The organism is Hyphomonas sp. ske169, assembly GCF_056850855.1.
In genome coordinates, this window is sequence record NZ_CP096146.1 from 323,858 (window position 1) to 349,037 (window position 25,180).

The following is a 25,180-nucleotide window of genomic DNA, read 5'->3' on the forward strand; positions in this document are numbered from 1 at the left end:
TTACTCCGCCGCCACTGTGTGGCCTTGCACGAGGGCGCGTGGAGCGCGGTACTGCGTGATCCGGTCTTCGATTTCGTGGCGGAAATGGCGAATGAGGCCTTGAACAGGCCAGGCCGCGGCGTCGCCAAGTGCACAGATTGTGTGCCCCTCAACTTGTTTCGAGACATCGAGCAATTTGTCGATATCGTCGTGATGGGCGTCGCCTTTGACCATTTGCTCAAGGACCCGCCACATCCAGCCGGTGCCTTCCCGGCACGGCGTACACTGGCCGCAGCTTTCATGCTTGTAGAAATAGGCGATCCGGGCAATCGCGTGGATCAAATCGGTCGACTGATCCATAACGATCACCGCAGCTGTCCCCAGACCCGACTGGAGGTCGCGCAAAGTATCGAAATCCATGTGCGCGTCCATGATCTGCTCAGCTGGCACCATGGGTACAGATGAGCCGCCAGGGATTACGGCTTTCAAATTGTCCCAGCCGCCGCGAATACCACCGCAATGGGTGTCGATGAGATCCCGGAACGTGATCGACATCTCTTCTTCGATATTGCACGGCTTGTTCACATGCCCTGAGACGCAGAACAGCTTGGTGCCGGTATTGTTTGGACGACCAAAGCCAGCGAACCAGCTGGCGCCGCGTCGCAGAATGGTTGGCACAACCGCAATCGACTCAACATTGTTCACAGTGGTTGGGCAGCCATAAAGGCCTGCATTGGCCGGGAATGGCGGCTTCAGGCGCGGTTGGCCTTTTTTGCCTTCTAGGCTTTCCAGAAGCGCGGTTTCTTCGCCGCAAATGTAAGCCCCAGCGCCGTGGTGGACATAAAGATCGAAATCCCAGCCATTCACGTTGTCTTTGCCGATCAGTTTGGCTTCATAGGCTTCTTTAACCGCCTTCTCGAGCGCCTCGCGCTCCGCGATATATTCGCCGCGCAGATAGACATAACAAGCGTGTGCGCGCATCGCCCGGCTCGCCACCATGCAGCCTTCAATCAAGAGGTGTGGATCATGCCGCATAATCTCGCGGTCCTTACACGTGCCTGGCTCAGATTCATCAGCGTTTACAACGAGATAGTGCGGTCGTTCGCCGACAGATTTCGGCATAAAGGTCCACTTCAAGCCAGTCGGGAAGCCCGCCCCGCCGCGACCGCGGAGGCCGCTTTCTTTAATCTGGTTGCACAACCAATCTGGCTCTTGAGCGAGCATTTCGCGGGTCAAATGCCACGCGCCACGCTGCTTGGCGCCTTCTAGGCCCGGATCATGCGCACCATAGAGATTGGTGAAAATACGATCTTTATCCTGAAGCATTGCTTTGCTCCTTAAGTTCGCGAATGGCGGAGAAGATCAAAGGCGCGCTGATCGCTGCGCCTGCGATGACCGCGCCGATAATCCACATCATGCTGCCCGTAGTGACGAACAGGCCGACACCTGTGAGGATCACGATTCCGTCGAGCGCCCCAGCGAGCATCAATTTCTTGCGGGGGTCTGGTTTTTCAGCGAGGGCCATCATTCGTCCCCCTCATCTTTCGAGGACTCGACCTCGCCCGCATCAACGCGTTTGGAGAATTCAGTTTCTTCTCCTTCGGCGAGCGTTTTGGCTTGGTTGATCCAATCCTCGCGCTCAATCCGTCCAGGGAAGGACATAAAGTCCTCGACCCAATCGACGTTTGCAGGCGTCCATGCCGCAATCTGCGTGAATTTGTAGATGCCGAGCTCGTTCAGGGCCTTCTCATTGACCGGGCCGATGCCTTTGATCCGCTTGAGATCATCTTCTTCGCCAGCGGCAATCTCAAGGATTTCAGGCTTGTCTTCCGCTTTTGGCGCCGGCTTGGAATCTTTGATCAGCGTGGTCTTCGGCTCCGGCGCTGGGGCCGGCTCAGGTTCCGCTGGCGCATCGGCCGGGAGGTTCGGCAGAACAGATACCGCGTTGCGAGAGCCATCGAACAGGTCCGTTTCGGTCAGGCTGGTCAAACCACCTTCCGGCGCAGAATTCAGCCGGTCCACAAATGGCCCTGGCGGCACATCGACCCCATTGCTCAACTTATCGAGGATCTCGCCAAAACTCTCTGGTGTCAGGTCTTCGTAATAATAGTCATTGATCTGTGCCATCGGGGCATTCACGCAAGCGCCGAGGCATTCGACCTCTTCCCAGCTCAACCGGCCATCATCGGTGACATGCATCGGCTTGCCAATTTTCTTAGAGCAAACCTCTTTCAGATCATTCGCGCCGCGCAGCATGCACGGGGTCGTGCCGCAAAGCTGGATGTGATGTTTGCCGACCGGTTGAAGGCGGAACATCGTGTAGAACGTCGCAACTTCGTAGACCCGGATATAGGGCATTTCCAGCCGATCAGCGACTTCCCGCATGGCAGGTTCTGACAGCCAACCGGCATTGTCCTTTTGCGCCAGCCAGAGCAGCGGAATCACCGCCGAGCGCTTTTTGTCCTCAGGGTATTTCCCCAGCCAAAAAGCGATATTTGGCTCGGTTTCCGGCTTGAAGGCAAAACTATCGCCACCGGCTTCAAGATCAAATCGTCTCAGCGCCATTACGCTGTCTCCCCGGTTGGCAAAACCACGCGGCCTGCCTCGTCAAAGTTCCAAAATGGATTGAATGCGACTTCCCAAGCATTGCCTTCAGGATCCGCAAAATAACCAGAATATCCGCCCCAAAAGGCTTTATGCGGTGGGGTCGTGACCTCAACACCAGCCTCTTTCAAGCGAGCAAAAATACCGTCGACCTCTTCGATCGAGCGGGCATTATCGGCGAGGGCCATATTCCGAAACCCTTCGGCGGGACGCGCCTCTTGGCCAGCATCCTCAGCCAGCTTATCCGCTTCCCAAAGCCCAAGAATAAATCCGCCCATATCAAACATCGCCATGCCTTCAGGCCCGACATTTTTAAAGCCGATCACAGACTCATAGAACGCCGTCATCGCGGCACGATCGCGGACCCCGAGCGTGATGATAGAGAGGCGGTGCTCAGGGAAAACGCTCATCAGACCTGCCCCTGCAAGGCGATGATGGCCACGATCAACGCCCCCACGCCTGCGAGAATGTGCGGTAAGACGGCGGTCTTCGCGCGGGCATATGTCGCCGCATCAAAGAATGCGACACCCGCAAGCCCCATAAACACAAAAGCGATTTGTTGCAGCGTTCCTGTCAGTGCGACGCCAACCGCGACCAGAACCATAAAGAAGTACCGACCAGCCATAATGGTCGGCAAATTCTCAGCACGGTGCTTGGTCATCGCCAAACCGCGCGTCGGAGAAATCGCAAACACGATTCCGAGCAGCGCCAGGAACGCGCCTGTCAGATAAGCCAAGTAAATGGCTGAAGAGGCTGGGATTGGCAGCACTAGCGGTCCACCTCACCAAACACGATATCAAGCGAGCCCAGGATCGCCGACGTATCGGCAAGCTGGTGGCCTTTGCACATGTGATCCATCGCCTGCAAGTGCGCGAAACTCGGTGCCCGCAGCTTCACGCGATATGGACGGTTCGATCCGTCAGAGACGAGGTAAACCCCAAACTCACCGGCAGGTGCTTCGACCGCAGCATAGACTTCGCCTTCCGGCACGTGGAAGCCTTCAGTGTAGAGTTTGAAATGGTGGATCAGCGCTTCCATGCTGTTTTTCATCTCAGCCCGGCGCGGCGGCGAAACTTTCGTTCCTTGCGCGAGCACAGGGCCTTTCGGCATATTCTCGATGCACCATTTCATGATGTCGCAAGAGACCAACATCTCTTCCATTCGCACAACATAACGATCGTAATTGTCGCCATTTTTGCCGACCACAACAGGGAAGACGGAAGAGGGGATCTCTGAATAGATCTCATAAGGCTGACTGCGGCGCAGGTCCCATGCGAGCCCAGAACCGCGAACCATCGGGCCAGAGAAGCCGAACTGCATGATCGTCTTCTCATCCACAACGCCAATATCAACATTGCGCTGTTTGAAGATGCGGTTCTCAGTGATCAGACTTTCGAGACGATGCATGGCCGCCGGGAACTCTTCACACCAGGTCATGATGTCATCAATCAGGTCCTGGGGCAGGTCTTGGTGAACGCCGCCGGGACGGAAATAAGCGGCGTGGAGGCGGGCTCCGCAAGCGCGCTCATAAAAACCCATCAGTTTTTCGCGCTCTTCGAACGCCCAAGTGATGGGTGTTAGCGCACCAACATCGAGAATGAAGGTTCCGATATTCAGCAAGTGTTCGAGAATGCGGCCCATTTCGCAATAGAGCACGCGAATGAAGCTGCCGCGGCGCGGCACATCGAGCCCGATCAATTTCTCAATCGCCAAGCACCAAGCATGCTCTTGGTTCATCGGCGCGGAATAGTGCAACCGATCAAAATAAGGCAGGCCTTGCAGATAGGTTTTGTATTCGAGTAGTTTTTCAGTGCCGCGATGGAGCAGGCCGATATGGCAATCGATCCGATCAACCAACTCGCCATCCAGATCCATCACCATCCGCAAAACGCCGTGCGCAGCCGGGTGCTGGGGACCAAAGTTCAGCGTAAAGGTTCGGTCTTCCTCCGGCACGGATTTCATATCATCAGCCATTAGGCGCCCTCCTCTTGGGTGGTCGCTTTTTCATCGCCCGGGATCTCTGAGGTCATCCCCTCCCACGGCGAGAGGAAATCAAAGTTGCGATATTCTTGGGTCAGCTGCACCGGCTCATGCACGATCCGCTTCTCAAGGTCATCATAGCGAACTTCGGTGAAGCCGGTTAGCGGGAAGTCTTTGCGCAACGGATAACCTTCAAAGCCATAATCGGTCAGGATCCGGCGCATATCCGGGTGGCCGGAAAACACGACGCCATACATATCGAAGGCTTCGCGTTCAAACCAATCGGCGCCCCGATGCAGACCAACAATGCTTGGCACAGGTGTGTCTTCGTCGGTCGAAATTTTCACGCGCATACGCTGGTTCAGGCGCATGGACAGCAAGTGATAGACGACTTCAAATCGCTGGCTGCGCTCAGGATAGTCAACGCCGCAAACGTCCACGACCATCTCAAACATGCACATTGAATCGCGCTTTAAGAAGTCGAGCAAGGCGACGATTTGATCGCGCTCTGCATAGACATTCAGCTCGCCAACCCGAACTTCGAATTTGCGCACCGCATCCGGCATTTTGCTGGCGATATGCTCGCCGAGCTCGGTCAGCGCTTCGGTTTGATCTACCATGTTCAACGCCCTCTAGCGATCAATCGAGCCTTCACGGCGGATTTTTTTCTGAAGCTGCAAAAGACCATAAACCAGCGCCTCAGCCGTGGGCGGGCAGCCAGGAATATAGATGTCGACAGGTACGATCCGGTCACAGCCGCGCACCACGCTATAACTATAATGATAATAACCGCCGCCATTGGCGCAGGATCCCATGGAGATCACATAACGCGGCTCTGGCATTTGATCGTAAACTTTGCGCAAGGCTGGCGCCATTTTATTGGTCAGCGTGCCCGCGACGATCATCACGTCTGACTGCCTTGGCGACCCACGTGGCGCCATTCCAAACCGCTCAAGATCATAGCGCGGATTGCCCGCCTGCATCATCTCGATCGCACAACAGGCGAGACCAAATGTCATCCACATCAGCGAGCCGGTGCGCGCCCATGCGATGAGGTCATCCGCTTTCGCTGTGAAGAACCCTTTGTCCGCAAGCTCGTCAGACAGCCCCGCATAAAACGGATCGTCTTGCCGAACATCGAATCCGCCTTCGATCCCGGCGCGACCGGAGCTTAATGCGTATGGTTTGAATTCCCCTGACATGTCTTGAGAACTCCTAATGCCACTCGAGGGCGCCGCGACGCCACTCATAGATGAAGCCGATGGTCAGCACGCCGAGAAAAATCACCATCGACCAGAAGCCAAACACGCCAATTGCGCCGAGGCTTACCGCCCATGGGAACAAGAACGCGACTTCGAGATCAAAAATGATGAACAGAATCGCGACCAGATAGAATCGGACATCAAACTTCATCCGCGCATCGTCGAACGCGTTAAACCCGCACTCGTAAGCCGAGTTTTTCTCCGGATCCGGATTGCTTGGCGCCAAGATCGCGTTGCCGACAATAAACAGTACCGACACGGCTAGACCGATGCCGAGAAACAAGATGACCGGCATATAATCTAATGCCAGGCTTTCAACTTCAGACATTTCGCGCACCTTCCCAGTGAGTGTGGCGGACATTTGATTGCGTCCGGATAAGACGCTTTTGAATCCAGCGCAACATAGACTCGCTGCTTTATCCTAGCCTTTTTCAGTGGCTTTTCTTCCCTCTTATGATGCGACCAGGCGTCACGTCGCTGAGAACCATTTGCAACAAGAAAGCGCGCACCCTGACAGCGCTAGGATTCGCGAAGAAAACATCCCCCAATTCACACAAATCGCGGGCAGCAAAAAAACGCAGCAGCCTTAAAATGAGACGCTGGGATAATCACGCGTGCTCGACAGCACATCGGGTCTCGACGTAAACTGATTAGCATTACGACGCCGCTCATTTGGTGAAACAGCGCATGAGTCGGCATGGGGTCGAACGCATGGAAGCAATCAATCACGCCCAAATCGCTCCCGGTTCTCCGGTGTACAAATCGATGAGCTCCGGAAATCTGGACTTCTGGATCGCCGCCTGCGGCAACCTATTTGGAATTATCCCGCTCAACCAACAAGACGCCGAAAAAGAGTACAGCACCGTCTCCTGTCATGTCGCGCCGATCACCATCAGCCGGTCGAAATATTGCGGCATGGTGAATCACCATTCGAGATGGCATGTCGAAGAAATCGGCGGCCTTATTCACGTGTATCGGCTTAAACAAGGCTTTTCCGCGCTCGACGCAGACGGCACCGCAATCGAAGGCCATCCGGGAAACATAACGCTCTTAGATTTTTCGCGACCCTTTTCGGCGCTACACAAAGACAATGTCTGCGAAGGCATCTTTGTGCCGCACAGCGCCATTCATTACCAGGCTTCCGACGCCTGCCATGCGCTTGTTTATCTTGCGAACAGCTCCCTGGGTCGACTGTTAACGCGCGAAATGGACTTTTTGTTCGGGGCGTTGGACGACGGTGCGACCTTCATCGACCCGCAAGACGTAGATCGGTTCCTCGGCTGTGTGGAACTCGCCATGTCACCACAAACCGCCAATGAAAGCGCGAGAGCCCAGGCCAGAGACAGCTTAAAACGCGCGATCCAAGACTTTGTCGAACTCCGTTTGGATGACCCCGATCTCTGCGTTTCTCTCATATTGCATAATTTCGGAGTCTCTCGCGCGTCGCTCTATCGAATGTTTGAAACAGAGGACGGCGTTCGAAACTATATTCGTCGGCGACGCCTGCACCGTGCGGTCACCGACTTGGCGCTGACACCACACACTTATGGCAAAATCCATCAAGTCTCTGAACGCTGGGGGTTTTCGTCTGGCGCGAGCTTTAATCGAATGGTCAAAAGGGAATTTGGCGTGGCGCCGGGCGGACTGTTTCAACTGCCAATATCGGATTGGGTTGAGCCGCACTCGCTGTCTTCGGTGCATCGATTAATGCGCCAGGCCGCTCGCCGAACGCTGCTCGATGCATAGATTTAGGGACAAAATTTTTACTAAAGACACCCCTCACACGACGTGAGTTTGGTGCGGATGGAGGGACTTGAACCCCCACGCCTCGCGGCGCTGGTACCTAAAACCAGTGCGTCTACCAATTCCGCCACATCCGCACAGGTAGAAGGGGGCATTTAGCGGGCGATTTAAGCCACCTCAACCCCTCCTTCTGCATTTCTCTGCAAAAGGTCATACAGACAGCGTGGACACAAAAGCTCCCCTGCCCTATAGAGCGCCGTTTCAGATCACAAAACGCCAATCATGGCGCGGGTTTTCGCTAAAATTTGCCAACCCGACCCGCAACAAGGAATAACCAGTATGGAAAGCGTTGAGACCATTGATGGGTTGAGCCGCACTTATAAGGTCAACGTCCCTAAAGCTGACCTGCAAAAGCGCTTTGACGAACGGATCGAAGAAATCCGCCCGCAAATGAACCTGAAAGGATTCCGTCCTGGCAAGGTTCCAGCCTCTCACGTCAGAAAGATGTTTGGCAAAGACATTATGGGTGAGGTCGTTCAAGCGCTGGTCCAAGAAACCAGCCAAAAAACCATCGAGGACGCGGATGTTCGTCCTGCCGGGCAGCCGGAAATGAAGATGGAAAGCGACATGGAAAAGGTCCTCGAAGGCGAAGAGGATCTGGCCTACGAAATGAATGTCGACGTCATGCCGGATTTCGAGCCGGTTGATGTGAAGAAAATCTCGGTAAAGCGGCCCGTTGCTGACATTACTGACGAAGAAGTCGAAGCTCGCCTCACCCAGATCGCGGAAGCGAATCCAAAATATGATAAGCGCGCCAAAACAGCGAAAGCGCGCAAGGATGACGCGGTCGTTATTGACTTTCTTGGCAAGCTGAACGGCGAGCCATTTGACGGTGGCGCAGCCGAAGAGCACACATTGGTGCTTGGCTCAAACAGCTTCATTCCCGGTTTTGAAGACCAGTTGATTGGCGTCAAAGCCGGTGACGAAAAAGACGTTGAAGTGACGTTCCCTGAGAATTATCAGGCCGAAAATCTCGCCGGTCAGGACGCGGTTTTCGAAGTCAAAGTTCACGAAGTTCGCGCGCCAAAAACGCCAGAAATTGACGATGAGTTCGCCAAAGGCCTTGGCCTGGACGATCTCGACAAGCTCAAAGAGCTGGTCAATGAGCAAATTCAAAATGAGTTTGGCGGCGCGTCTCGCGCGAAGGCCAAGCGTAATCTGCTCGATATCCTTGACGAGAAGCACGATTTTGAACTGCCACCGAAAATGGTTGATCAAGAATTCAACCAAATCTGGCAGCAGCTTCAGGCTGAAATGGATGCTGGTCGCACAGCGGATGAGGACAAAGGCAAGTCTGACGACGAGCTAAAAGAAGAATACCGCACCATTGCCGAGCGTCGCGTACGCCTCGGTCTTGTCTTGGCCGAAATCGGCCGCGTCGCGGACATTCAAATTTCAGAGCAAGAAGTTCAGCAAGCGCTGATCCGCGAAGCCCGCAACTTCCCGGGCCAAGAACGCCAAGTGATCGAATTCTTCCAGAAAGATCCGAACGCAATGGCTCAACTTCGCGCCCCGATCTATGAAGAAAAAGTGGTCGACCACATTCTTGAAGTGGCGAAAGTCAAAGACGAGACCGTCTCTAAAGACGAGCTCCTGAAAGAAGACGACGAGTAAATCACTCGATCGGCTCCACGAAATCACAAAAGCCCGCTTTTTCGAGCGGGCTTTTTTCGTTCCTGAATTTATGGCGCTCCCAAAACGCCGGCCGAAAGGTCTACCCCCCCGCCCTTCTCCGAAAAGCCCGGCGGAACCGGAATCGGCGCGATGACAAACGGGGTTTCCAAATCGACGACAATGTCGACATCAACCGGCTGACCAGCAACGGTCGTCCGCGCGGTATACTCGCCGGGCTCCACGCTCTCGAAGCCGTATTGTCCAAACGCCGCCGAATGAACGGTTAAGGATTCGCCGCCCGCTTTTGGGATCAGCGTAATCCACTGCCCCTCAAGACGCTGTTCGCCAGGATCGGTTTCGCCGTTTGCATTGTCGTCGATGAACACCGAACCACGGACCTGCCCAGAGAGAATGAGCGGAATATCGACATCCGTGCGCCGCCCATCGCCAACAGTGACGCGAGGTTGCGCATCTTCCGGCACCAAATAGCCGAGCGGCAGGCTTTTTCGGCTAACCGTCACCGCATAAAGGCCCTGACGGATGTTTTGGATCGTAAAATACCCTTCTGACGTGGTGTTTAGCCCCATTCTGGTGCCGATGACTTTCACGCGAACCCCAGGAACGCCTGGTTCATTGGCCTGGCGGACCCCATCGCGGTTTCGATCGAGGAAAACTCGGCCATTTAGGACACCGCGTCCCTCGCTCGGAAGTCGGCGAACGCGCGGCGGGTTGAACTGAATGGCACCGCGCAGACCAATCGAAACATCCGACCGACCTTGGAAATCATCGGTATAGATTGCAGTTAGTTGCGCGTGTTTCGAAACTTGATAGCGCGCCTCAACCGACCCAAGGAAACGGGTGTTTTGGGCATTCTCATCCTCGGCCGTGAAATCAGCGAAGCTTGAAAGACGCGACTGGACGTTGAGACGCTGGCCGAACGCCAACCCTGAGTCAGCGATCACAGAAGCGCCTGCATTAACGCGGGTTTTGTCGCCATCCCAATTCAGGGCAGCGTTTGGAACAACCTGGACGCTCGCGCCCTTTGGCAAGTTGCGTTTGATCGCATTGCCTTGGGCCGTCGCCACAAATTGCTGCACTTTTCCAGCCGCATCTGACACCGAGTACCCATAAGACGCTGTCACCGAGCCATAATCGAAACGCTGCAGCGCGCGCACACGGATGGAGTCGGTTTCGCGAGTTTCTCCAGATGAATCATCGCTGCTACGCTGAACAACCGCTGAAACCAAAGGACCGCGCTCGCCGATTTGAGCGTTTACCGCAGCGCTGACCGCTGTAGCTGTTTTGCTCGTCTCACCACTTTCCCGACGTACCGTACCACGGGTGCTGATCGCGACCCGGTGAAACGCGCCGATCTTTTCTTTTGCGCGCCAATTGGCACCGACCGCGAGATTGGTCCGGGCGCCATTTCTCTGATCAAACACGCCATCAAATGAGGGACGGTTGATGCCAGAGGCAAACTTTTCGCCTTCATAGCTGCCTGAAGCCGTCAGCCCCAGCTGCTCATTGATCGCATAGTTCAATGATCCGCGTGCTTGCAGATCCACGCCGCTCTCTTCACCGCTAAATACGCCGACATCGCCTGACACAAAGGCCGACTGCAGCCCCTTTTCGCGATTATCGAAGTAAAACGATTTCTGCCCATTGGCGACCAGGGCACCGCGCTCGCCATCTTCGGACAGACCGACCGCAACGCCAATATCCTGCGACTGATCCTTGGAGATGAGGCGCCCGCCAGCAGCAAACCCGCCAAACTCAGGAACAGACACAGTAGCGCTGTCTTCACTCGCGCCCGTCAGCGGCATACCGGCAGCAAGCGCCACGACAGACCCGCTTTCGCGCTGCTTGCGCCAAGCCGCACCGCGCACGCGATTAGCCCCAACGCCGGTTAGCTCACGCAGGCCAGAATTATAATCGCCAAGCGTCGCGCTCCAGCCGTCCATCGACGCGATGTCTACCGACGCCCAACCCGGCTGTTTGTTGGCGAGGTTTTGCAAACCGCCCGCAGTTTCGACTTGGGTGCGGAAATTATATTTGCTCCAATGACCGACGGTTTCGACGCGCACCGGGCCTCGGTCGCTGACATTATAGGTCAACTGCTCCAGCGTCAGCGGGGTGTTTTTGGCCTCTTCGGCGATGTCCGCGCCCGGCAAAGACGTTGTATCCAGGCGCGTGTCTAGGCTGACCTCAATGCGGCTGGTCATCGGCACGAGCTTGATGTGGGTGCCGGTTAGGCTCTCAATCGCGCTGACGGGCAAAACCAGCTCTTCACGATCAGCCAGCTGCATATCCTGCGCAACCCCGCGCGGCGTCGTATTGACGGAAACCAAACCGGTCGCCAGTTCCAAACTAATCGCCGCTTGGTCTTGTTGGCGGCGAACCGTAACCGTTCCATTCTCAACCGTGAGCTCATGCCCAAGCGCTTCGACGATCGGCTTGAGCGGCACCAGCAGCACCGGACCGACCGTTCGAGGTTCATCACCAAACGTATCGATCGGCTCGCCATTCACCCAGAGCTCAAGCCCGAATTTCGGCAAAAGCTGCTCATCAAGCTTCAGAACGGTGCGCCCCTGATCATCTTCAGAGGCATGGGTGCCGGTTAGAATGGTCACCGCATTGATGTCGATCCAGGGATCAGCCGTCTCGCGCGGCTCAAATCCAGGCAGCTTACCAAGCACCGTCTTGTTCGAACGAACCTTACCATCGGCCATATTGATCGACATCAGCACGCCATCCTGGCGGCGGTGATAGCCAAGCAGCGTATCATGCAGCTCGATGCGGCTAAGCAATGGCTCGGAGATGTCCGTCAGGTTGTAGAGCCGCCCTCCTGCGTCGCTTTCGCGACTTCGGATAGAAGTCAGTGCGCCCTCAATGATCAGATCGACATATTCAACGCTTTCCGCGGTCTCCGGCGTTTCTTCAAACTCGATTGGCTCCGGCACAGCCAATACTGGCGCGGCCAAAACATCCACCTCGTCATGAGGCGCAGGCGCAACAGTCTGGGCTCCGGCGCTCAGCTGAGCACCAGAGTAAGCCGCAATAATTGCGTACAGAAGACCGGACGGAAGACGCATTTTACGGCGAATTAGTCCTGACAGGCCCTTTGTGAGGCGATCAGGCTAGCACATAGGCCGCCCGTTTCGCATTCACGATCAATCTGCGCTGGAAACGCTTGCGCGCCACCTCGCCCGGCAGAAGTCACCGTAATTTGCGCAGCGCCTTCGCTCAAGTCGAACACAAAATGCTGATCGAGCTGAGCATAGCCGCGCCCAATCGAGACCAGTTCAATCGTTCTGGAAGACCATTGCGTGCCCACGCCTTGCGCAGCACTCAAAGACTTTAAACACGGACCTGTCATCCACAGTTCGCCTGTGTCTTCGTCCAGCAAAAAGCCGCTTACATTGTCTGAAAGTCCGATCCATACATCGGAGCTTTCGGGACCGGCATACGCCGTCCCAGCAAGAGCCACCGCTATCGCGGCAGACCCCGTCATCGCCCATCTCATTTTCAACCACCATCGGTATTTTTTGTTATACTTCGTGAATACATGGCTATGGTTAATATTCGCCTTAAGGCCGTGATCGCGGCTGATCCGCCTCGTAAATGGGCGCGTTCATAAAAAGCCGGGCTGAGACAGAATGGACGCTTGCGCCCTTAGGGAATGCTGGCATTATAGAACAGCATTTACCCCTAAAGGACCGTTTTTAAATGACTTTTTTGAAGCCCGGCCTCATCATTGCGAGCTCTGCCCTCCTCCTTACAGCGTGCGGAGGTGGTGGCAGCGACACCGAAGCAACTCCAGAAAAAACTGTTGAAAAACCGGTAGTTGCCGATGCTTCCTCGGAAAATACCGCTCCAGTTGAAGCGGAGGCGATTGAAGGTACAGACGCGTTTGCCGCGCTACCTGAGCCGTATCAAACTGCAGATTACAATCGAGGACGCCGGACCTTCAAACTCTGCCAATCTTGTCACACTCTGAATGAGGGCGGACAGAACCTGGTCGGCCCCAATCTGTACGGCATTTTCGGACGCGGCATCGGCGAAGTCGAAGGCTTCACTTATTCAAAAGCCGTTGAGGAGTCCGACATAGTTTGGACTCCGGAGATTCTGGCGGAATGGCTTGAAAGCCCACGCAATTTCCTTCCAGGCAACAAAATGAGCTTTGCCGGCGTTCGCCGTCCTGAAGACCGCACCGCGGTCATCGCCTATATCATGGCGGAAACGGGCTATACCGCAGAATAACGCTGGCGAACGGGTCTAAAACTGTTTCGCGATGGCTAGGAAAACACCTTCCTCTTGGAAAGTGTTCCCAACTTCGTAACGATATCCGGCGGACCAGTCTGCGAGATCGGTCCGCCAAAGCAGTTCGGTTTGGATCTTGTCCGATTGCGCATCCGGCGCGCCGCGTTCGATCCAAACTTGAGTAATCGTCCAGACGGTCGGGTAGGACTCAACACCAAAGCCGCCCTCAAGTCTTTGGCGATCACAGGTATCGTGAAACCGACCGGCGCCTTCTACAAAAGCAAAAGTTGTTTGTTTGCGCCACGTGCCGGACCAAGAGACCCCCCCGCGGGCCTCTACCCCCAGGCGATCGCAGCCGTTTCGCCCGCCAATCGCCGCGCCTTGAAGCAGACCCAACTCAGCAGATAGATTAATAGAATCTGAGCTGTAGAGCAGTCGCCGCGCGGTCGCGCGCCAGCCTTTGCTGTCAAACCCATTAGCCTCTGAATAGCTAACCTCTTCGCCTTTCAGCGTGAGGGTCCAGTCCGCAGTCCAGCCATATTCGAGATAAGCGTCACGGCGATAGCCTCGCAGGCCCTCAACCTCTTCGCTCACTAAGGAGACACGGGTGTACCAGCCACCTTCGTCCTGAATCCAAGGCGCTGCCCCAGCCATAGGCCAGGGCAGCACGCAGGAAAAGATAAGTATTCTCCCCCACATCCCGAATATTTAGATAATATTCGGGATAAAGTACACTTATCTACAGTTGAAAGCGGATTTGATCTGTCCAAAAACGCTCGAGACGGGATACAGTCTTGTTCAACTGGCTCAAATCGTCCTGGCGAACGCTGGCCGTTGGCTCAAGCGCCGCAGACTGACGGTCGAACAGATCAACCACACGCTGGCGAACTTTGTGACCGCGCTCGGTCAGCTTCAGACGAACCGTACGCTTGTCGCGCTCTGAACGCGATTGTACGAGGTAACCGCCTTCTTGAAGCTTCTTCACGTTGTAAGACAGGCTCGTTCCAGCAAATGCACCGCGTGAACGCAGGGTAGAAGCTGGTGTTTCGTGCTCACCAATTTCATAAAGAAGAAGCGCTTGAACACCAGTCAGGTGACGCTCGCCACCCCGCTCAAGATCGTCTTTGACGACATCATGAAGACGGCGGTGTGCCTGCTCCAGAAGCGAAAGAGACTTTACGAAAGATTCAGCGACGCTCACAGGCTCGCTCACGGCTTCAGCCGCGTTATAAGAAATTGTCATTACCATCACCACTCAACTTTTGTTGTAGTTTGAGTAGATTTACAGGATCGAGACTTATATTTCGTTAAACAGATCTTGTTCGAAGCGCTTTTTGGTTAACAAAAGCGCCGAAAGTGTTACTTTTTACCCTGAATCCGACCTGTTTTACCTGAAACCGAGAGTTTCAGCGTGAATTCCGGTTACTTACCAGCACATCATAATAACCACTTAGCCACCCAAAGGTGTTCCCCTCGCGGCCCAGGCATCGACTTCACCATCAGCCACAGCCGCCACAGCCTTCCAGCCGCCATCCACGCGCTGAAGGACATAGGCTGCTTGCCAGGACGCGATCCCAGCACCTGCAGCATCCATCATTTGGTCGCTCACGGTCATCGAGACCGCATTCGGGCCCATGATCAGAATATCGTCCACCTCTCGATGAACGCGCTCAACGTGTTGGGCCTGGTAGAAGCCGAGCAATCGTGACGTGTTCTTCGCAAAGTGCTCCTCTGATTGGAATGCGAACGATCGCCCGGCTTGAGTGGTCAGCGCCGGAAAGGTCCAATGGGCTGCGATGGCGTTGGCATCATAGCGCTCAAATGCGTCGACATAGGACCGGCACCAAGCTTCCAATTCAGAACGTAAATCAGTCAAAACTCAACTCATCTTCGCCCAGCGGTTCGAAATAGCGCGCCACATCTGCCTCGCTCACCCCTTCCAAGGTTCCCGGCGACCATTTCGGCGCGTGGTCCTTATCAATGATTACGGCGCGAACGCCTTCGATAAAGTCAGGCGACTGCACTTTCCGCCAGCCAATCCGGTATTCCATTCGCATATTGTCTTCAAACGTCTCACACCGCCCGCCATCGCGGACTTGGCGCAAAGCGACTTTGACGGTCTCCGGAGATTTGGAGCGGATGGTCTCGGCTTGCTTTACGGCCCACTCGGATCCATTCGCCGTCAGTGCGGCCACAATCTCTTCTGCTTGGTCATGGGCGAAACAGGCATCAATCAACTCCCGATTGGCCTCATAGCTGCCTGCAGGCACATCATGGGTGAGCCGTGAGAGAATTTCCCCGAGCATTTCTGCCGCGCCGCCTGAAAAATCCGCCTCGGATATCTGCGCTTTCAGATTGGGCACAAGTTCAGATGGCAAAAAATGGGTCGCGACTTTTGCCGCCGCAACATCCGCGCCCTTGAGTCGTTCACCCGTCAGCGCCAGCCATGTGCCGAGCTCCCCTTTAAGCCGGGGCAAGAACCAGCCGCCACCAACATCTGGAAATAGGCCAATCCCCGTTTCCGGCATCGCAAACAAAGTCCGCTCTGTGGCGATCCGGTGCGACCCATGCACTGATAGTCCGACCCCGCCGCCCATCGTGACGCCGTCCATGATGGCGAGATAAGGCTTCGGGAAGGCCTTAATCGCCGCGTTCATGCGATACTCTTCGGCAAAGAAGGCGCGCGCCGCTTTGCCATCACTGATACCGCTTTCACGGAGCATGGCGATATCGCCGCCCGCACAAAACCCACGCGTTCCGTCTGCGTGATCAATCATCACGATCTGAACACTCGGATCGAGCGCCCAAACGCGCAGGGCGGCAAGAATGGTCTCGCACATTTCCAAATTGAGCGCGTGCAAGGCTTCAGGGCGATTGAGAGTGATGTACCCGACACCACCCTCGTTTTTGGTAAGAACTGAATCTGTCATGCCATGGCGTTAGCGTGGCGACGCCGGGCGGTCTAGAGCGCGCTAGTGCCCGCCGCCAAAAATCCCAGTGCGGACATTATAGTCGGCTGCGATCTCATAATCGGGGTCATCGACACTATCGACCATCAACTGACCGGCTTTGCTCAGCAGGGTATGACAGTCTTTTGAAAGATGACGCAGCTTCAGCGTCTTGCCTTTCGCCTCATACTTAGCCGCCAGGTCTTCAATCGCCTGGAGCGCAGATTGGTCGACCACGCGTGAGCGCATGAAGTCGACAATCACCACATCAGGATCTTCGTCTGGGTGAAACAGTTCAGCAAAGCCCTCAGTTGAGCCAAAGAAAAGCGGGCCTTCAATCTCATACACCGTTGCGCCGGGGGTGCGAATGGAGTCGCGCTGAATGATGCGGATCCGTTTTGCATTGTTCCACGCATAAGCCAGCGCGCTCACAATGACGCCGACAACCACCGCAACAGCGAGGTCTTTCCAGACCGTCACAGCGGTCACGAGGATGATGACAAACGCGTCCGTCCACGGGATTTTGGACATGATCCGCAAGCTGTTCCAAGCGAACGTGCCGATCACGACCATGAACATCACCCCGACCAAGGCGGCGAGCGGGATCATTTCAATCCATTGCGAGCCGATCAGAATAAAGGCGAGCAGAAACAAAGCCGCAGAGATACCCGACATGCGGGTCCGCCCCCCCGATTTTACATTGATCATCGACTGACCAATCATTGCACAGCCGCCCATACCTCCGAAGAAGCCGGTCACGACATTGGCCGTGCCTTGCGCCACACATTCTTGAGAAGCGCCGCCGCGTTGATTGGTGATCTCGCCAACCAGATTGAGTGTCAGTAGGCTTTCGATCAGGCCAATCGCCGCCAGAATCACGGCGTAGGGCAGGATGATTTCAAGCGTTTCAAGATTGAGCGGCACCACTGGCATATGGAAGCTCGGCAGCCCGCCTTGAATGCTGGCAAGATCGCCAACAACGGGGGTATTGATGCCTAGCCCAATGACCAGAGCAGCCACGACTGCAATCCCAGCGAGGGGCGCAGGGATGATTTTTGTGAGCTTGGGCAGCCCCCAAATGATCAGCATGGTGACACCGATCAGAGACAACATGATCGCCATTTCCCCGCCCGGCAACCAATCGCCATTTGGTAAGAAGCTGTGACCATCAGCTGTCGCCGTGCCTGGCACTTGAAACTGTCCCAGCTGGGCTAAGAAGATCACGATCGCCAAGCCATTGACGAAGCCGAGCATGACCGGGTGCGGCACCAGGCGGATAAACTTACCGAGCTTAAACACCCCTGCCCCAACCTGTAGGATGCCCATCAGAACGACGGTGGCAAACAAGTATTCCACGCCATGCTGGGCCACTAGGGCGACCATGACGACCGCCAAGGCGCCGGTTGCGCCCGAGATCATGCCCGGTCGGCCACCGATGACGGCAGTGATCAATCCAACGAGGAAAGCCGCATAAAGCCCAACCAGAGGCTCCACACCTGCAACGAACGCAAAGGCTACTGCTTCCGGCACCAAGGCCAGAGCGACCGTGAGACCCGCAAGCACTTCGGTCTTAATTCGGCTCGGCGTGAAGGTTGCGCGCTGGGTCTGCGCCCAATTGGTCAAATTAATACGGTCTGCATAGGCAGAAAATGTCGTACGGGCCATGCGCGCTTCTCAAAGTTACGGGTCAAGTTTGCGGGGAAGTCGAGCGGGTGCGTAGGCGAATTCAAGGCCAGCGGCCACCCTAAACTTTCAGCCCGCGCGGTTTAGCAGCATTTCACGCTCGGTGAAGATGGACATTGGTCGGCACCTACTCCAGCTTAGCAGAAACAAAATTGGGAGAGGCATATGAAAGCTCTGTTTGATGTTTCGGGTAAAACGGCAATCGTCACCGGCGGTTCCAGCGGCATCGGCGCGATGATCGCGCGCGGCTTCGTCGAGAATGGCGTGAAAACCTATATCTCGGCCCGTAAAGAAGGTCCTCTGATGGCAAAAGCCGAAGAGCTATCGGAATATGGCACCTGTATTCCCATCCAAGCAGACCTCTCCAGCGTTGAAGGCATTGAACGCCTCGTCGCCGAGGTTTCAGACCGCGAAGACCATATCGACATCCTAATCAATAATGCGGGCGCCAATTGGGTCGTGCCGATCGATGATTTCCCAGAAGATGGCTGGGACAAAGTGATGACGATCAATATCAAATCCATGTTCTTCATGACGCAGAAATGCCTGCCGCTGCTGCGCAAGAATGGAACGCAGGAAGATCCTGCTCGCATTGTGAATATCGCCTCGATCCACGGGTTCGATAATCCGGGCATGCCGGCTTATGCGTATTCAGCGAGTAAGTCGGGTGTGGTTCACCTCACCAAACACCTGGCCACCGATCTCGCGAAAGATCAGATCAATGTGAATGCCATCGCGCCGGGCTTTTTCCCAAGCAATATGACCAAAGCTGCTGTCAGCAATGATGAGATTTACAAAATGGCCGTGGCGCAAATTCCTCGTGGCCGCGCAGGCGAGCCTGAGGACATTGCTGGCACAGCCATCTTCCTAACATCTCGAGCCGGCGCATGGGTGGACGGCCACACGATTGTACTCGATGGCGGCGCAATCGCTTAGGCTGATTTCATTGCGATATCGTATCTAACATTTTCTTAGGGCGCGTGTCCGTTTGTTAACTTGAGCTGGTTCCAGGCACCTCCTAGGGCGGGGGCGCTGCGTTACAACTATTGCAAAAGGCAATCTGTAATGCAGCCTCATAAACTCCTTCTCTCGGCGGCCATGGTCGCAATCGTGGTCCTCCCTCAAGCCTCTGCGGAAAATTTCTACGCGGAAGGCTTTGCCTCAGCTTTCAACACGGATGAAGCTGCGGGTGTCGCTGGCGTTTCGGATCTGAACTTCGGCACGATCGGCGCACGTGGCGGATATTCGTTCAATGAAAATTTCAGCCTCGAAGGTGAACTGCAAACCGGCTTAGATGACGAAGAGTTCGCAGCATTTCCCGTCGTGACAGAAATATCTTTGCAGTACAATGCAGCGATATTCGGTCGTTTCTCGATACCGGTCAGCGAACGCTTGAACCTGTACGGCCGGATTGGCTATGCCTCTACAGAATTTGAATTTACGAGCTCGTTAGGAGAGGTATCCGACTCTCTAGATGGCGGCGCCTATGGCCTCGGCGCATCGTTCGACCTCACCGATAAGATTTATATCCGAGGCGACGCCACGCGATATGATACCGGCCTGCTCGAGTCTGACTCTCTCGCCATTGGCGCAGGCCTGAGATTTTAGAGTCGGGATAGGTCTTGAAGATCAGGGGCAGCTCGATAAGCTCACCGCACTGCGTAAAACTGAATTCTTGAAAGGTTCTGATTATGCAGGTCTCGACCCGAACGCTAGTTGCCGCACTAATACTGTGCGCACTGCCCCCCACCGCCTTCGCACAGGAAGTCTATGTTGAAGGCTTGGTTGGCGGATTCGACACTTTTGGTTCGGATGCTCAAGACCGAGTGCCCGAGCTCGACTATCTCACGCTAGGCGCGCGTGCTGGCTACGAACTCAACGAATTTTTGGCGATCGAAGGTGAACTGATGACCGGCGCGGGGTCGACGGTAATTCACGATGTGACCGAAAGCTCGGATCTCGATATCAAGTTACGATCGCACGCTGCGGTGTTCGGGCGCGTCAGCGCGCCGTTGAGCGAACGACTGTCCGCGCATGGACGTCTTGGCTATGGATCGCTTGAACTCAGCACAGTCAATCTGACCCACGACGGTAATCGAGATGTCGAACAATTTCACGGACCGGCCTTTGGGTTCGGCACGAAATTCGATCTCTCTGACACAGTTTATGTCAGGGCCGATCATGCTCAATATGTCTCTAAGGCCCGAGGAAATCGGGTCTTCACAGTCGGTGCGGGGGTCAATTTGTTCGAGATCGCGAAAACCCTAAACGACCTGCGCGACTAAGCGCTGAGCGGACAGCCATCAATGGTGATCCGGTGCATGATCCGGCGCTGGCCTTGATAATCGTTCAGCGCCCAATGCCAGGTCGAACGATTGTCCCACATCGCAATCGAACCGGGCTCCCATTTGAACCGGTGATGAAAATCATGCCCGGTGAAGACGTGTGTATAGAGCTCTGAGAGCAATTCTTCGCTCTCGGCTTTCTCCATGCCCACGACCTCTCGCGTGAATGCCGGGTTCACATAGAGCGCTTTCTTGCCAGACAAGGGATGCGTGATGACGATCGGATGCTCAGGGTCCGTTAGCTGATCGGCCGCAGCCGAATTGCCGATCCGGTTGGTGCCCTCATCATGCGAGCCGGCATCGGATGTGTTGTAATAGCTGTCCGGCCCTTCGCCAAAAATATGCTTTCCCGAATGCACCGCTTTGCGCCCTTCGATTTTTTCTTTGAGCGCATCAGGCAACGCCTCATATGCTTTGTACATAGAGGCAAACATGGTGTCGCCGCCGCTTTCGGGCAGCTCGCGCGCAACAAGAACCGACCCGAGCGCAGGCTCATGATCGTAAGAATGATCGGTGTGCCAACCGCCGCCTATATTGTCTTTCTGATCCGCTTCTTTGGCGACCAGAGCAATCTGCGGATAGTCAGGATGCGCGGCGAAGAAGCGGTTGATATTAATGTCACCAAACCGCTCAGCAAAAGCGATATGATCATCTTCCTTTGTATCTTGATCGCGGAAAAAGATGACGCCATGCTCGGCGAAAGCATCACGGATCGCATCAAACTCAGACGCGCTCAGATTCTTGATATCGACGCCAGTAATCTCAGCGCCTAACCCATCGACAGTCCGTATTTCCATCTTCTCATTTCCTCCTCGGGCCTCATCTATCGGAAACTCACGAGGAGTTATAAGAACCTTCCGTTGCGTCGATCAAGGCGTGGTTTCGACGCCGCGAAGCTCGATCAGCGGGACCGCAATACTCTATCCCTTCAGCATATCCCGGCTGACAATCACGCGCATGATCTCATTGGTGCCCTCTAGGATCTGGTGCACGCGCAGGTCGCGAACAATCTGTTCGACGCCATATTCGGCGAGATAGCCATAGCCGCCATGGATTTGCAGCGCATCGTTCGCCACTTTGAATCCCGTGTCGGTAACAAACCGTTTCGCCATCGCGCACCAGCGGGTGGCGTCCGGCGCTTTTGCATCGAGTTTTGCGGCCGCTTCATAAAGCATCACCCGCGCCGCTTGGAGTTCTGTTTCCATGTCGGCGAGCTTGAATTGCGTGGCTTGGAAATTTGCGATCGGCTGACCGAATTGTTGGCGCTCTTTGGCATAGTCGAGCGCCTTGTCGAGCGCGCGTTGCGCCCCACCCAAGGAACACGCCGCGATATTCAAACGCCCGCCATCGAGCCCGGCCATCGCGAATTTGAAGCCGTGCCCTTCTTCCCCAATCCGATTGGCGACGGGAACCCGGACATCATCAAGCAGGACCTGCCGGGTCGGCTGCGAGTTCCAGCCCATTTTCTTTTCATTCGCGCCAAAACTCAGGCCCGGCGTGTCGAGCGGAATAATAAAAGCAGAGACACCGCGCGCGCCCTCGTCGGACGTTTTGGCCATCAAGACGTAAACATCGCTGGTGCCGGCGCCGGAAATAAACTGTTTCGAGCCATTCAGCACATAGGCGTCACCATCGAGAACCGCGGTCGTTTTCATCGCTGCCGCATCCGAGCCTGACCCAGGCTCGGTTAGACAGTACGACGCAACAAGCTCCATCGAGGTTAGTTTCGGCAACCAAGCCTTGCGTTGCTGGTCAGACCCAAACCGGTCAATCATCCAGCTCGCCATATTGTGGATTGAGATAAAGGCGGCGGTCGAAACATCGCCATAAGACAGTTGCTCAAAGATCAAAGCCGCATCCAGCCGACCGAGCGCCGAGCCGCCCACAGCCTCGTCGACATAGATGCCGGCAAAGCCAAGCTCTGCAGTGCTTTTGATCACGTCGATCGGAAAGTGTTTTTGCGCGTCCCAGTCTTGAGTATGTGGCGCCAGATGATCAGCGGCAAATCGCTTCGCCATATCCTGAATCATAACCTGTTCTTCTGTCAGGCGAGTAGTCATAGCAATTAGCCTTCTTTATGTTTATTAGGCGGAAGAGATGCCATAGGGGATTCGTTCGTCAATGTCTGACCTTCCGGAAGGATATTCTATCACAGCTGCAGAGCTCGATGATATTCCTGCTCTTATTGCAGTTGATAAGGCAGCCTCTTCCCTCTTCGCGGAAACGGGTTTGCTGGGTGAGGACGCCCTCGCTGATCATGTCCCGGCTGAGGTGTTTGAGAAAGAAATTCCGCTATTTAATGTCTTCGTCGCGCGTAACGAACATGGTTGGGCCGTTGGCTTCGCACTGATCCGATTGCGCGGCAACGGGCTCTATCTCGACCAGGTCAGCGTGCATCCGGATCATGGCAAAAAGGGAATTGGTCGCGCGCTCGTGATCCGCGTCCTCACAGAGACCGAGTTGCGGAAACTCCCCCATGTCAGCTTGTCGACGTTTCGCGATGTCGCATGGAACGGCCCCTTTTATGCCTCCATGGGGTTCAAAGAAATTCCGTACGATAAGCTCGAGCCTTATATGCTAGAGATTGAAGATGCGCAGAGACCGTTTATGGACGTGACCAAGCGCTGCTTTATGCGCCGAAAAGTTCGCCGTGCGCTGTTTCGATTTGGCGCCCCAAAGCCGGAGACCGCATGAGCATTCCGTTCAACCAATCTTTCCCCGCCACCCGTCTGCGCCGCCTGCGGCAATCGAGCTGGATCCGCAGCCTCACCGCAGAGAACGTGCTGACGCCTGCCGACTTAATTTGGTCTATGGTGGTGCATGATGGTGAGGGAGGCCGGATCCCGGTCTCGGCCATGCCCGGCTTGGAACGGCTAAACGTCGCTGAAGCCGCCAAAGCGGCAAAACGGGCGAGCGATCTTGGCATCCCCGCGATCGCCATCTTCCCGCATATCACCCCGGCGCATAAGGATGATGAAGGCAGCGAGAGCCTCAACCCAGATGGCCTCATCCCAACGGTCATCAAAGCGATGAAAGATGCTGCGCCTGAGGTTGGAATTATCTGCGATGTCGCGCTCGATCCCTTCACCAGCCACGGCCATGACGGACTGATTGACGAAACGGGCTACGTCCTCAATGATGAAACGAGTGCGGTCCTCGTTGAGCAGGCTTTGGTTCAAGCGGAGGCTGGCGCGGATGTGGTGGCGCCGTCCGATATGATGGATGGCCGTATCGGCGCAATCCGCGCAGCGCTTGAAGAAAATGGCTACACAAATACGCTGATCCTGTCTTATGCCGCGAAATATGCGAGCGGGTTTTATGGCCCTTATCGCGAGGCGATTGGCTCTGCGACCGCGCTGATTGGCGATAAGAAGACCTATCAACAAGATCCCGCCAATAGTGACGAGGCATTGCGAGAAGTCGCGATGGATATCGAAGAAGGCGCGGACATGGTCATGGTCAAACCTGGCCTGCCCTATCTCGACATCGTCCGTCGCGTCTCTGAGACGTTCCAAATTCCAACCTTCGCTTTTCAGGTCTCCGGCGAATACGCGATGATCCAAGCGGCGGCTAAAAATGGCTGGATTGATGGCGACCGAGTGATGATGGAGACATTGCTCAGTTTTAAACGCGCAGGCGCGAGCGGCATCATCACCTATTTTGCGGAAACCGCAGCGCAGCGTTTGACCTAGTAAGGCCCGGTCACCGCGCCATTGTCGCAACTGTAAGCCAGCGTCGATCGAACGGACGGCTCGAACCCATAATAAATATTGCAATTGCCGTTACCGAGCAGCGTGTTTCGGATCGCGCCGCACTGCATGCTGATCGCGTGAACACCAGAATTTTCGGACGTAATCCGGACAAATGAGAAGTCTTTTTTCTTTTCAAGGTTCATGGTTTTGCTGGCTCCTGCCGTGATCGAAAACGCATTGCCGGTCTTCTTACCGTCGCTGGTTTTCGCGGTAACGCGAATGGTCTGTGCAGAGGAAGACTGAGACACGCTCGGATCACCCTCACCACTCGATTTGGCTGTGTGATTCTTGAACTTAATATTGCACTTTCCGCCATCCCAACACGGCAGGTCCGTAATATCGCACGCCGACGCCGGCGCGATCGCAGCGCCCGCAACCAATGCGAGAGTGAGAAGCGTAGATTTTCCAAGTGTCATGGTCCGAACCTGTCTAAATTGTCTGCGTGAAATTTCGACCCTAGCGACGTGTCCGAGGAGATCACCTGTCAGACCCGACAGGGATTTCACCCTGGTGAGGTTCAGTGCTACGATGCCTGCAGAGAAGAGGTAAATATGTCGAAACCGGAAAACGTCATCGCCAAGAAAATGGTCAACGCGCTTATGAAAGATGCGGAAATCGGCGATCGCGCGCAGCGCTTCATGGGGGCTGGCGGGCGCCTGGGCACCAATGCGATGAAGAAACTGATGGGCGGACTTTGGGTCGGCGGCACAGCCTATTTGACTGAGGATGCTGTCGAGTTTCATCCCAATGGGTTCAATCGCGCCCTACACCAGGATCCAGACTCGCTGAGCGTAGTTCTCCCCTTGCGCAGCATTACATCCGTCGAAACCCGATTTGGCATCGGCACGCAAATCATAGACGTCAAAACCGCTATCGGCACGCTTTCTGTGCGGTGCTATGGCGCGCCGGGCTTTGCTAAGAAAATCGAAGCCGCGCGGACCGCCTAGGAA

Annotated in this window: 28 protein-coding genes and 1 tRNA gene; 9 read left to right on the plus strand and 20 right to left on the minus strand. The window is 55.3% G+C overall.

Features of this window, described 5'->3' with window-relative positions:
• From nuoF to MY069_RS01645, 9 genes are read right to left on the minus strand one after another with little or no spacing between them, the layout of a single operon-like run.
• Positions 1 to 1,305, minus strand: a complete 1,305-nt coding sequence (nuoF, locus tag MY069_RS01605; protein ID WP_482795329.1) for an NADH-quinone oxidoreductase subunit NuoF — start codon at positions 1,303 to 1,305, stop codon at positions 1 to 3.
• A complete protein-coding gene (locus MY069_RS01610; protein ID WP_482795330.1) occupies positions 1,292 to 1,507 on the minus strand; it encodes a hypothetical protein in 216 nt (71 codons plus the stop codon). The genes nuoF and MY069_RS01610 overlap by 14 nt, the downstream gene beginning before the upstream one ends.
• Positions 1,504 to 2,544 (minus strand): NADH-quinone oxidoreductase subunit NuoE, encoded by a 1,041-nt coding sequence (nuoE, locus tag MY069_RS01615; RefSeq protein WP_482795331.1) that lies wholly within the window; start codon positions 2,542 to 2,544, stop codon positions 1,504 to 1,506. Before nuoE ends, MY069_RS01610 begins: the two co-directional genes overlap by 4 nt.
• On the minus strand, positions 2,544 to 2,993 hold the full coding sequence (locus tag MY069_RS01620; RefSeq protein ID WP_482795332.1) for a VOC family protein: 450 nt from the start codon (positions 2,991 to 2,993) through the stop codon (positions 2,544 to 2,546). Before MY069_RS01620 ends, nuoE begins: the two co-directional genes overlap by 1 nt.
• Positions 2,993 to 3,352 (minus strand): hypothetical protein, encoded by a 360-nt coding sequence (locus MY069_RS01625; protein ID WP_482795333.1) that lies wholly within the window; start codon positions 3,350 to 3,352, stop codon positions 2,993 to 2,995. Before MY069_RS01625 ends, MY069_RS01620 begins: the two co-directional genes overlap by 1 nt.
• Complete coding sequence (locus MY069_RS01630; RefSeq protein ID WP_482795334.1) at positions 3,352 to 4,557, minus strand: NADH-quinone oxidoreductase subunit D; 1,206 nt, start codon at positions 4,555 to 4,557, stop codon at positions 3,352 to 3,354. The genes MY069_RS01625 and MY069_RS01630 overlap by 1 nt, the downstream gene beginning before the upstream one ends.
• Entirely contained in the window at positions 4,557 to 5,183 is a 627-nt protein-coding gene (locus tag MY069_RS01635) for an NADH-quinone oxidoreductase subunit C (protein WP_482795335.1), read from the minus strand. The genes MY069_RS01630 and MY069_RS01635 overlap by 1 nt, the downstream gene beginning before the upstream one ends.
• A gap of 12 nt (positions 5,184 to 5,195) precedes the next feature.
• Positions 5,196 to 5,765, minus strand: a complete 570-nt coding sequence (locus MY069_RS01640) for a NuoB/complex I 20 kDa subunit family protein (RefSeq protein WP_482795336.1) — start codon at positions 5,763 to 5,765, stop codon at positions 5,196 to 5,198.
• A gap of 13 nt (positions 5,766 to 5,778) precedes the next feature.
• On the minus strand, positions 5,779 to 6,153 hold the full coding sequence (locus tag MY069_RS01645) for an NADH-quinone oxidoreductase subunit A (RefSeq protein ID WP_482796739.1): 375 nt from the start codon (positions 6,151 to 6,153) through the stop codon (positions 5,779 to 5,781).
• A 359-nt stretch (positions 6,154 to 6,512) separates the two neighbouring features.
• On the opposite strand from MY069_RS01645, the gene MY069_RS01650 reads away from it, so the two are divergent.
• Positions 6,513 to 7,571 (plus strand): helix-turn-helix domain-containing protein, encoded by a 1,059-nt coding sequence (locus MY069_RS01650; RefSeq protein ID WP_482795337.1) that lies wholly within the window; start codon positions 6,513 to 6,515, stop codon positions 7,569 to 7,571.
• Positions 7,572 to 7,620: 49 nt separating this feature from the next.
• On the opposite strand, the gene MY069_RS01655 is transcribed toward MY069_RS01650, so the two are convergent.
• Positions 7,621 to 7,705: transfer RNA gene (locus MY069_RS01655), tRNA-Leu, on the minus strand.
• Between the two features lie 202 nt (positions 7,706 to 7,907).
• Between MY069_RS01655 and tig the strand changes: the two genes are divergently transcribed.
• Positions 7,908 to 9,242: a trigger factor gene (gene tig / locus MY069_RS01660; protein WP_482795338.1), complete on the plus strand. Its 1,335-nt coding sequence runs from the start codon at positions 7,908 to 7,910 to the stop codon at positions 9,240 to 9,242.
• Between the two features lie 68 nt (positions 9,243 to 9,310).
• Here tig and MY069_RS01665 read toward each other — a convergent pair whose 3' ends face one another.
• Together MY069_RS01665 and MY069_RS01670 are read right to left on the minus strand one after the other, a co-directional pair.
• The gene (locus MY069_RS01665) at positions 9,311 to 12,334 is read right to left on the minus strand and encodes an SdrD B-like domain-containing protein (RefSeq protein WP_482795339.1); all 3,024 of its coding nucleotides are present in this window, start codon (positions 12,332 to 12,334) and stop codon (positions 9,311 to 9,313) included.
• 11 nt (positions 12,335 to 12,345) lie between these two features.
• Complete coding sequence (locus tag MY069_RS01670; protein ID WP_482795340.1) at positions 12,346 to 12,753, minus strand: hypothetical protein; 408 nt, start codon at positions 12,751 to 12,753, stop codon at positions 12,346 to 12,348.
• A gap of 215 nt (positions 12,754 to 12,968) precedes the next feature.
• On the opposite strand from MY069_RS01670, the gene MY069_RS01675 reads away from it, so the two are divergent.
• Positions 12,969 to 13,502 carry a c-type cytochrome gene (locus MY069_RS01675; RefSeq protein WP_482795341.1) on the plus strand — a complete coding sequence of 178 codons (534 nt, stop codon included), beginning with the start codon at positions 12,969 to 12,971 and terminating at the stop codon, positions 13,500 to 13,502.
• Positions 13,503 to 13,517: 15 nt separating this feature from the next.
• Here MY069_RS01675 and MY069_RS01680 read toward each other — a convergent pair whose 3' ends face one another.
• From MY069_RS01680 to MY069_RS01700, 5 genes are all read right to left on the minus strand, one after another.
• Positions 13,518 to 14,156 (minus strand): hypothetical protein, encoded by a 639-nt coding sequence (locus MY069_RS01680; RefSeq protein WP_482795342.1) that lies wholly within the window; start codon positions 14,154 to 14,156, stop codon positions 13,518 to 13,520.
• A gap of 85 nt (positions 14,157 to 14,241) precedes the next feature.
• Positions 14,242 to 14,745: a MarR family winged helix-turn-helix transcriptional regulator gene (locus tag MY069_RS01685; protein ID WP_482795343.1), complete on the minus strand. Its 504-nt coding sequence runs from the start codon at positions 14,743 to 14,745 to the stop codon at positions 14,242 to 14,244.
• Between the two features lie 207 nt (positions 14,746 to 14,952).
• Positions 14,953 to 15,378, minus strand: coding sequence for a hypothetical protein (locus MY069_RS01690; RefSeq protein ID WP_482795344.1), 426 nt, complete (start codon positions 15,376 to 15,378; stop codon positions 14,953 to 14,955).
• A complete protein-coding gene (locus MY069_RS01695) occupies positions 15,371 to 16,432 on the minus strand; it encodes an enoyl-CoA hydratase/isomerase family protein (protein ID WP_482795345.1) in 1,062 nt (353 codons plus the stop codon). The genes MY069_RS01690 and MY069_RS01695 overlap by 8 nt, the downstream gene beginning before the upstream one ends.
• Before the next feature lie 42 nt (positions 16,433 to 16,474).
• Complete coding sequence (locus MY069_RS01700; RefSeq protein WP_482795346.1) at positions 16,475 to 18,115, minus strand: SulP family inorganic anion transporter; 1,641 nt, start codon at positions 18,113 to 18,115, stop codon at positions 16,475 to 16,477.
• A 183-nt stretch (positions 18,116 to 18,298) separates the two neighbouring features.
• Between MY069_RS01700 and MY069_RS01705 the strand changes: the two genes are divergently transcribed.
• From MY069_RS01705 to MY069_RS01715, 3 genes are all read left to right on the plus strand, one after another.
• Positions 18,299 to 19,069 carry an SDR family oxidoreductase gene (locus MY069_RS01705; RefSeq protein ID WP_482795347.1) on the plus strand — a complete coding sequence of 257 codons (771 nt, stop codon included), beginning with the start codon at positions 18,299 to 18,301 and terminating at the stop codon, positions 19,067 to 19,069.
• Between the two features lie 129 nt (positions 19,070 to 19,198).
• The gene (locus MY069_RS01710; RefSeq protein WP_482795348.1) at positions 19,199 to 19,741 is read left to right on the plus strand and encodes a porin family protein; all 543 of its coding nucleotides are present in this window, start codon (positions 19,199 to 19,201) and stop codon (positions 19,739 to 19,741) included.
• A gap of 83 nt (positions 19,742 to 19,824) precedes the next feature.
• Entirely contained in the window at positions 19,825 to 20,418 is a 594-nt protein-coding gene (locus MY069_RS01715; RefSeq protein WP_482795349.1) for a porin family protein, read from the plus strand.
• Here the strand turns inward: MY069_RS01715 and MY069_RS01720 are convergent.
• Both MY069_RS01720 and MY069_RS01725 read right to left on the minus strand, forming a co-directional pair.
• Entirely contained in the window at positions 20,415 to 21,275 is an 861-nt protein-coding gene (locus tag MY069_RS01720; RefSeq protein WP_482795350.1) for a TauD/TfdA dioxygenase family protein, read from the minus strand. The two genes, MY069_RS01715 and MY069_RS01720, sit on opposite strands and share 4 nt — an antisense overlap.
• Before the next feature lie 123 nt (positions 21,276 to 21,398).
• Positions 21,399 to 22,538, minus strand: coding sequence for an isobutyryl-CoA dehydrogenase (locus tag MY069_RS01725; RefSeq protein ID WP_482795351.1), 1,140 nt, complete (start codon positions 22,536 to 22,538; stop codon positions 21,399 to 21,401).
• 61 nt (positions 22,539 to 22,599) lie between these two features.
• On the opposite strand from MY069_RS01725, the gene MY069_RS01730 reads away from it, so the two are divergent.
• Entirely contained in the window at positions 22,600 to 23,172 is a 573-nt protein-coding gene (locus MY069_RS01730) for a GNAT family N-acetyltransferase (protein ID WP_482795352.1), read from the plus strand.
• Positions 23,169 to 24,170, plus strand: coding sequence for a porphobilinogen synthase (gene hemB, locus MY069_RS01735; RefSeq protein ID WP_482795353.1), 1,002 nt, complete (start codon positions 23,169 to 23,171; stop codon positions 24,168 to 24,170). Before MY069_RS01730 ends, hemB begins: the two co-directional genes overlap by 4 nt.
• Here the strand turns inward: hemB and MY069_RS01740 are convergent.
• Positions 24,167 to 24,646 carry a hypothetical protein gene (locus MY069_RS01740; protein ID WP_482795354.1) on the minus strand — a complete coding sequence of 160 codons (480 nt, stop codon included), beginning with the start codon at positions 24,644 to 24,646 and terminating at the stop codon, positions 24,167 to 24,169. The genes hemB and MY069_RS01740 overlap by 4 nt on opposite strands.
• Positions 24,647 to 24,781: 135 nt before the next feature.
• Here MY069_RS01740 and MY069_RS01745 point away from each other — a divergent pair, with 135 nt between their 5' ends.
• The gene (locus tag MY069_RS01745; protein WP_482795355.1) at positions 24,782 to 25,177 is read left to right on the plus strand and encodes a hypothetical protein; all 396 of its coding nucleotides are present in this window, start codon (positions 24,782 to 24,784) and stop codon (positions 25,175 to 25,177) included.
• Positions 25,178 to 25,180 lie beyond the last annotated feature (3 nt).

Excerpts from the sequence above, each read along its gene's own strand:
- nuoF (WP_482795329.1), bottom strand. The coding sequence starts at position 1,305 with ATGCTTCAGGATAAAGATCGTATTTTCACCAATCTCTATGGTGCGCAT.
- MY069_RS01610 (WP_482795330.1), bottom strand. The coding sequence starts at position 1,507 with ATGATGGCCCTCGCTGAAAAACCAGACCCCCGCAAGAAATTGATGCTC.
- nuoE (WP_482795331.1), bottom strand. The coding sequence starts at position 2,544 with ATGGCGCTGAGACGATTTGATCTTGAAGCCGGTGGCGATAGTTTTGCC.
- MY069_RS01620 (WP_482795332.1), bottom strand. The coding sequence starts at position 2,993 with ATGAGCGTTTTCCCTGAGCACCGCCTCTCTATCATCACGCTCGGGGTC.
- MY069_RS01630 (WP_482795334.1), bottom strand. The coding sequence starts at position 4,557 with ATGGCTGATGATATGAAATCCGTGCCGGAGGAAGACCGAACCTTTACG.
- MY069_RS01635 (WP_482795335.1), bottom strand. The coding sequence starts at position 5,183 with ATGGTAGATCAAACCGAAGCGCTGACCGAGCTCGGCGAGCATATCGCC.
- MY069_RS01640 (WP_482795336.1), bottom strand. The coding sequence starts at position 5,765 with ATGTCAGGGGAATTCAAACCATACGCATTAAGCTCCGGTCGCGCCGGG.
- MY069_RS01645 (WP_482796739.1), bottom strand. The coding sequence starts at position 6,153 with ATGTCTGAAGTTGAAAGCCTGGCATTAGATTATATGCCGGTCATCTTG.
- MY069_RS01650 (WP_482795337.1), top strand. The coding sequence starts at position 6,513 with ATGAGTCGGCATGGGGTCGAACGCATGGAAGCAATCAATCACGCCCAA.
- tig (WP_482795338.1), top strand. The coding sequence starts at position 7,908 with ATGGAAAGCGTTGAGACCATTGATGGGTTGAGCCGCACTTATAAGGTC.
- MY069_RS01665 (WP_482795339.1), bottom strand. The coding sequence starts at position 12,334 with ATGCGTCTTCCGTCCGGTCTTCTGTACGCAATTATTGCGGCTTACTCT.
- MY069_RS01670 (WP_482795340.1), bottom strand. The coding sequence starts at position 12,753 with ATGACGGGGTCTGCCGCGATAGCGGTGGCTCTTGCTGGGACGGCGTAT.
- MY069_RS01675 (WP_482795341.1), top strand. The coding sequence starts at position 12,969 with ATGACTTTTTTGAAGCCCGGCCTCATCATTGCGAGCTCTGCCCTCCTC.
- MY069_RS01680 (WP_482795342.1), bottom strand. The coding sequence starts at position 14,156 with ATGGCTGGGGCAGCGCCTTGGATTCAGGACGAAGGTGGCTGGTACACC.
- MY069_RS01685 (WP_482795343.1), bottom strand. The coding sequence starts at position 14,745 with ATGACAATTTCTTATAACGCGGCTGAAGCCGTGAGCGAGCCTGTGAGC.
- MY069_RS01695 (WP_482795345.1), bottom strand. The coding sequence starts at position 16,432 with ATGACAGATTCAGTTCTTACCAAAAACGAGGGTGGTGTCGGGTACATC.
- MY069_RS01700 (WP_482795346.1), bottom strand. The coding sequence starts at position 18,115 with ATGGCCCGTACGACATTTTCTGCCTATGCAGACCGTATTAATTTGACC.
- MY069_RS01705 (WP_482795347.1), top strand. The coding sequence starts at position 18,299 with ATGAAAGCTCTGTTTGATGTTTCGGGTAAAACGGCAATCGTCACCGGC.
- MY069_RS01710 (WP_482795348.1), top strand. The coding sequence starts at position 19,199 with ATGCAGCCTCATAAACTCCTTCTCTCGGCGGCCATGGTCGCAATCGTG.
- MY069_RS01715 (WP_482795349.1), top strand. The coding sequence starts at position 19,825 with ATGCAGGTCTCGACCCGAACGCTAGTTGCCGCACTAATACTGTGCGCA.
- MY069_RS01720 (WP_482795350.1), bottom strand. The coding sequence starts at position 21,275 with ATGGAAATACGGACTGTCGATGGGTTAGGCGCTGAGATTACTGGCGTC.
- MY069_RS01725 (WP_482795351.1), bottom strand. The coding sequence starts at position 22,538 with ATGACTACTCGCCTGACAGAAGAACAGGTTATGATTCAGGATATGGCG.
- MY069_RS01730 (WP_482795352.1), top strand. The coding sequence starts at position 22,600 with ATGTCTGACCTTCCGGAAGGATATTCTATCACAGCTGCAGAGCTCGAT.
- hemB (WP_482795353.1), top strand. The coding sequence starts at position 23,169 with ATGAGCATTCCGTTCAACCAATCTTTCCCCGCCACCCGTCTGCGCCGC.
- MY069_RS01740 (WP_482795354.1), bottom strand. The coding sequence starts at position 24,646 with ATGACACTTGGAAAATCTACGCTTCTCACTCTCGCATTGGTTGCGGGC.
- MY069_RS01745 (WP_482795355.1), top strand. The coding sequence starts at position 24,782 with ATGTCGAAACCGGAAAACGTCATCGCCAAGAAAATGGTCAACGCGCTT.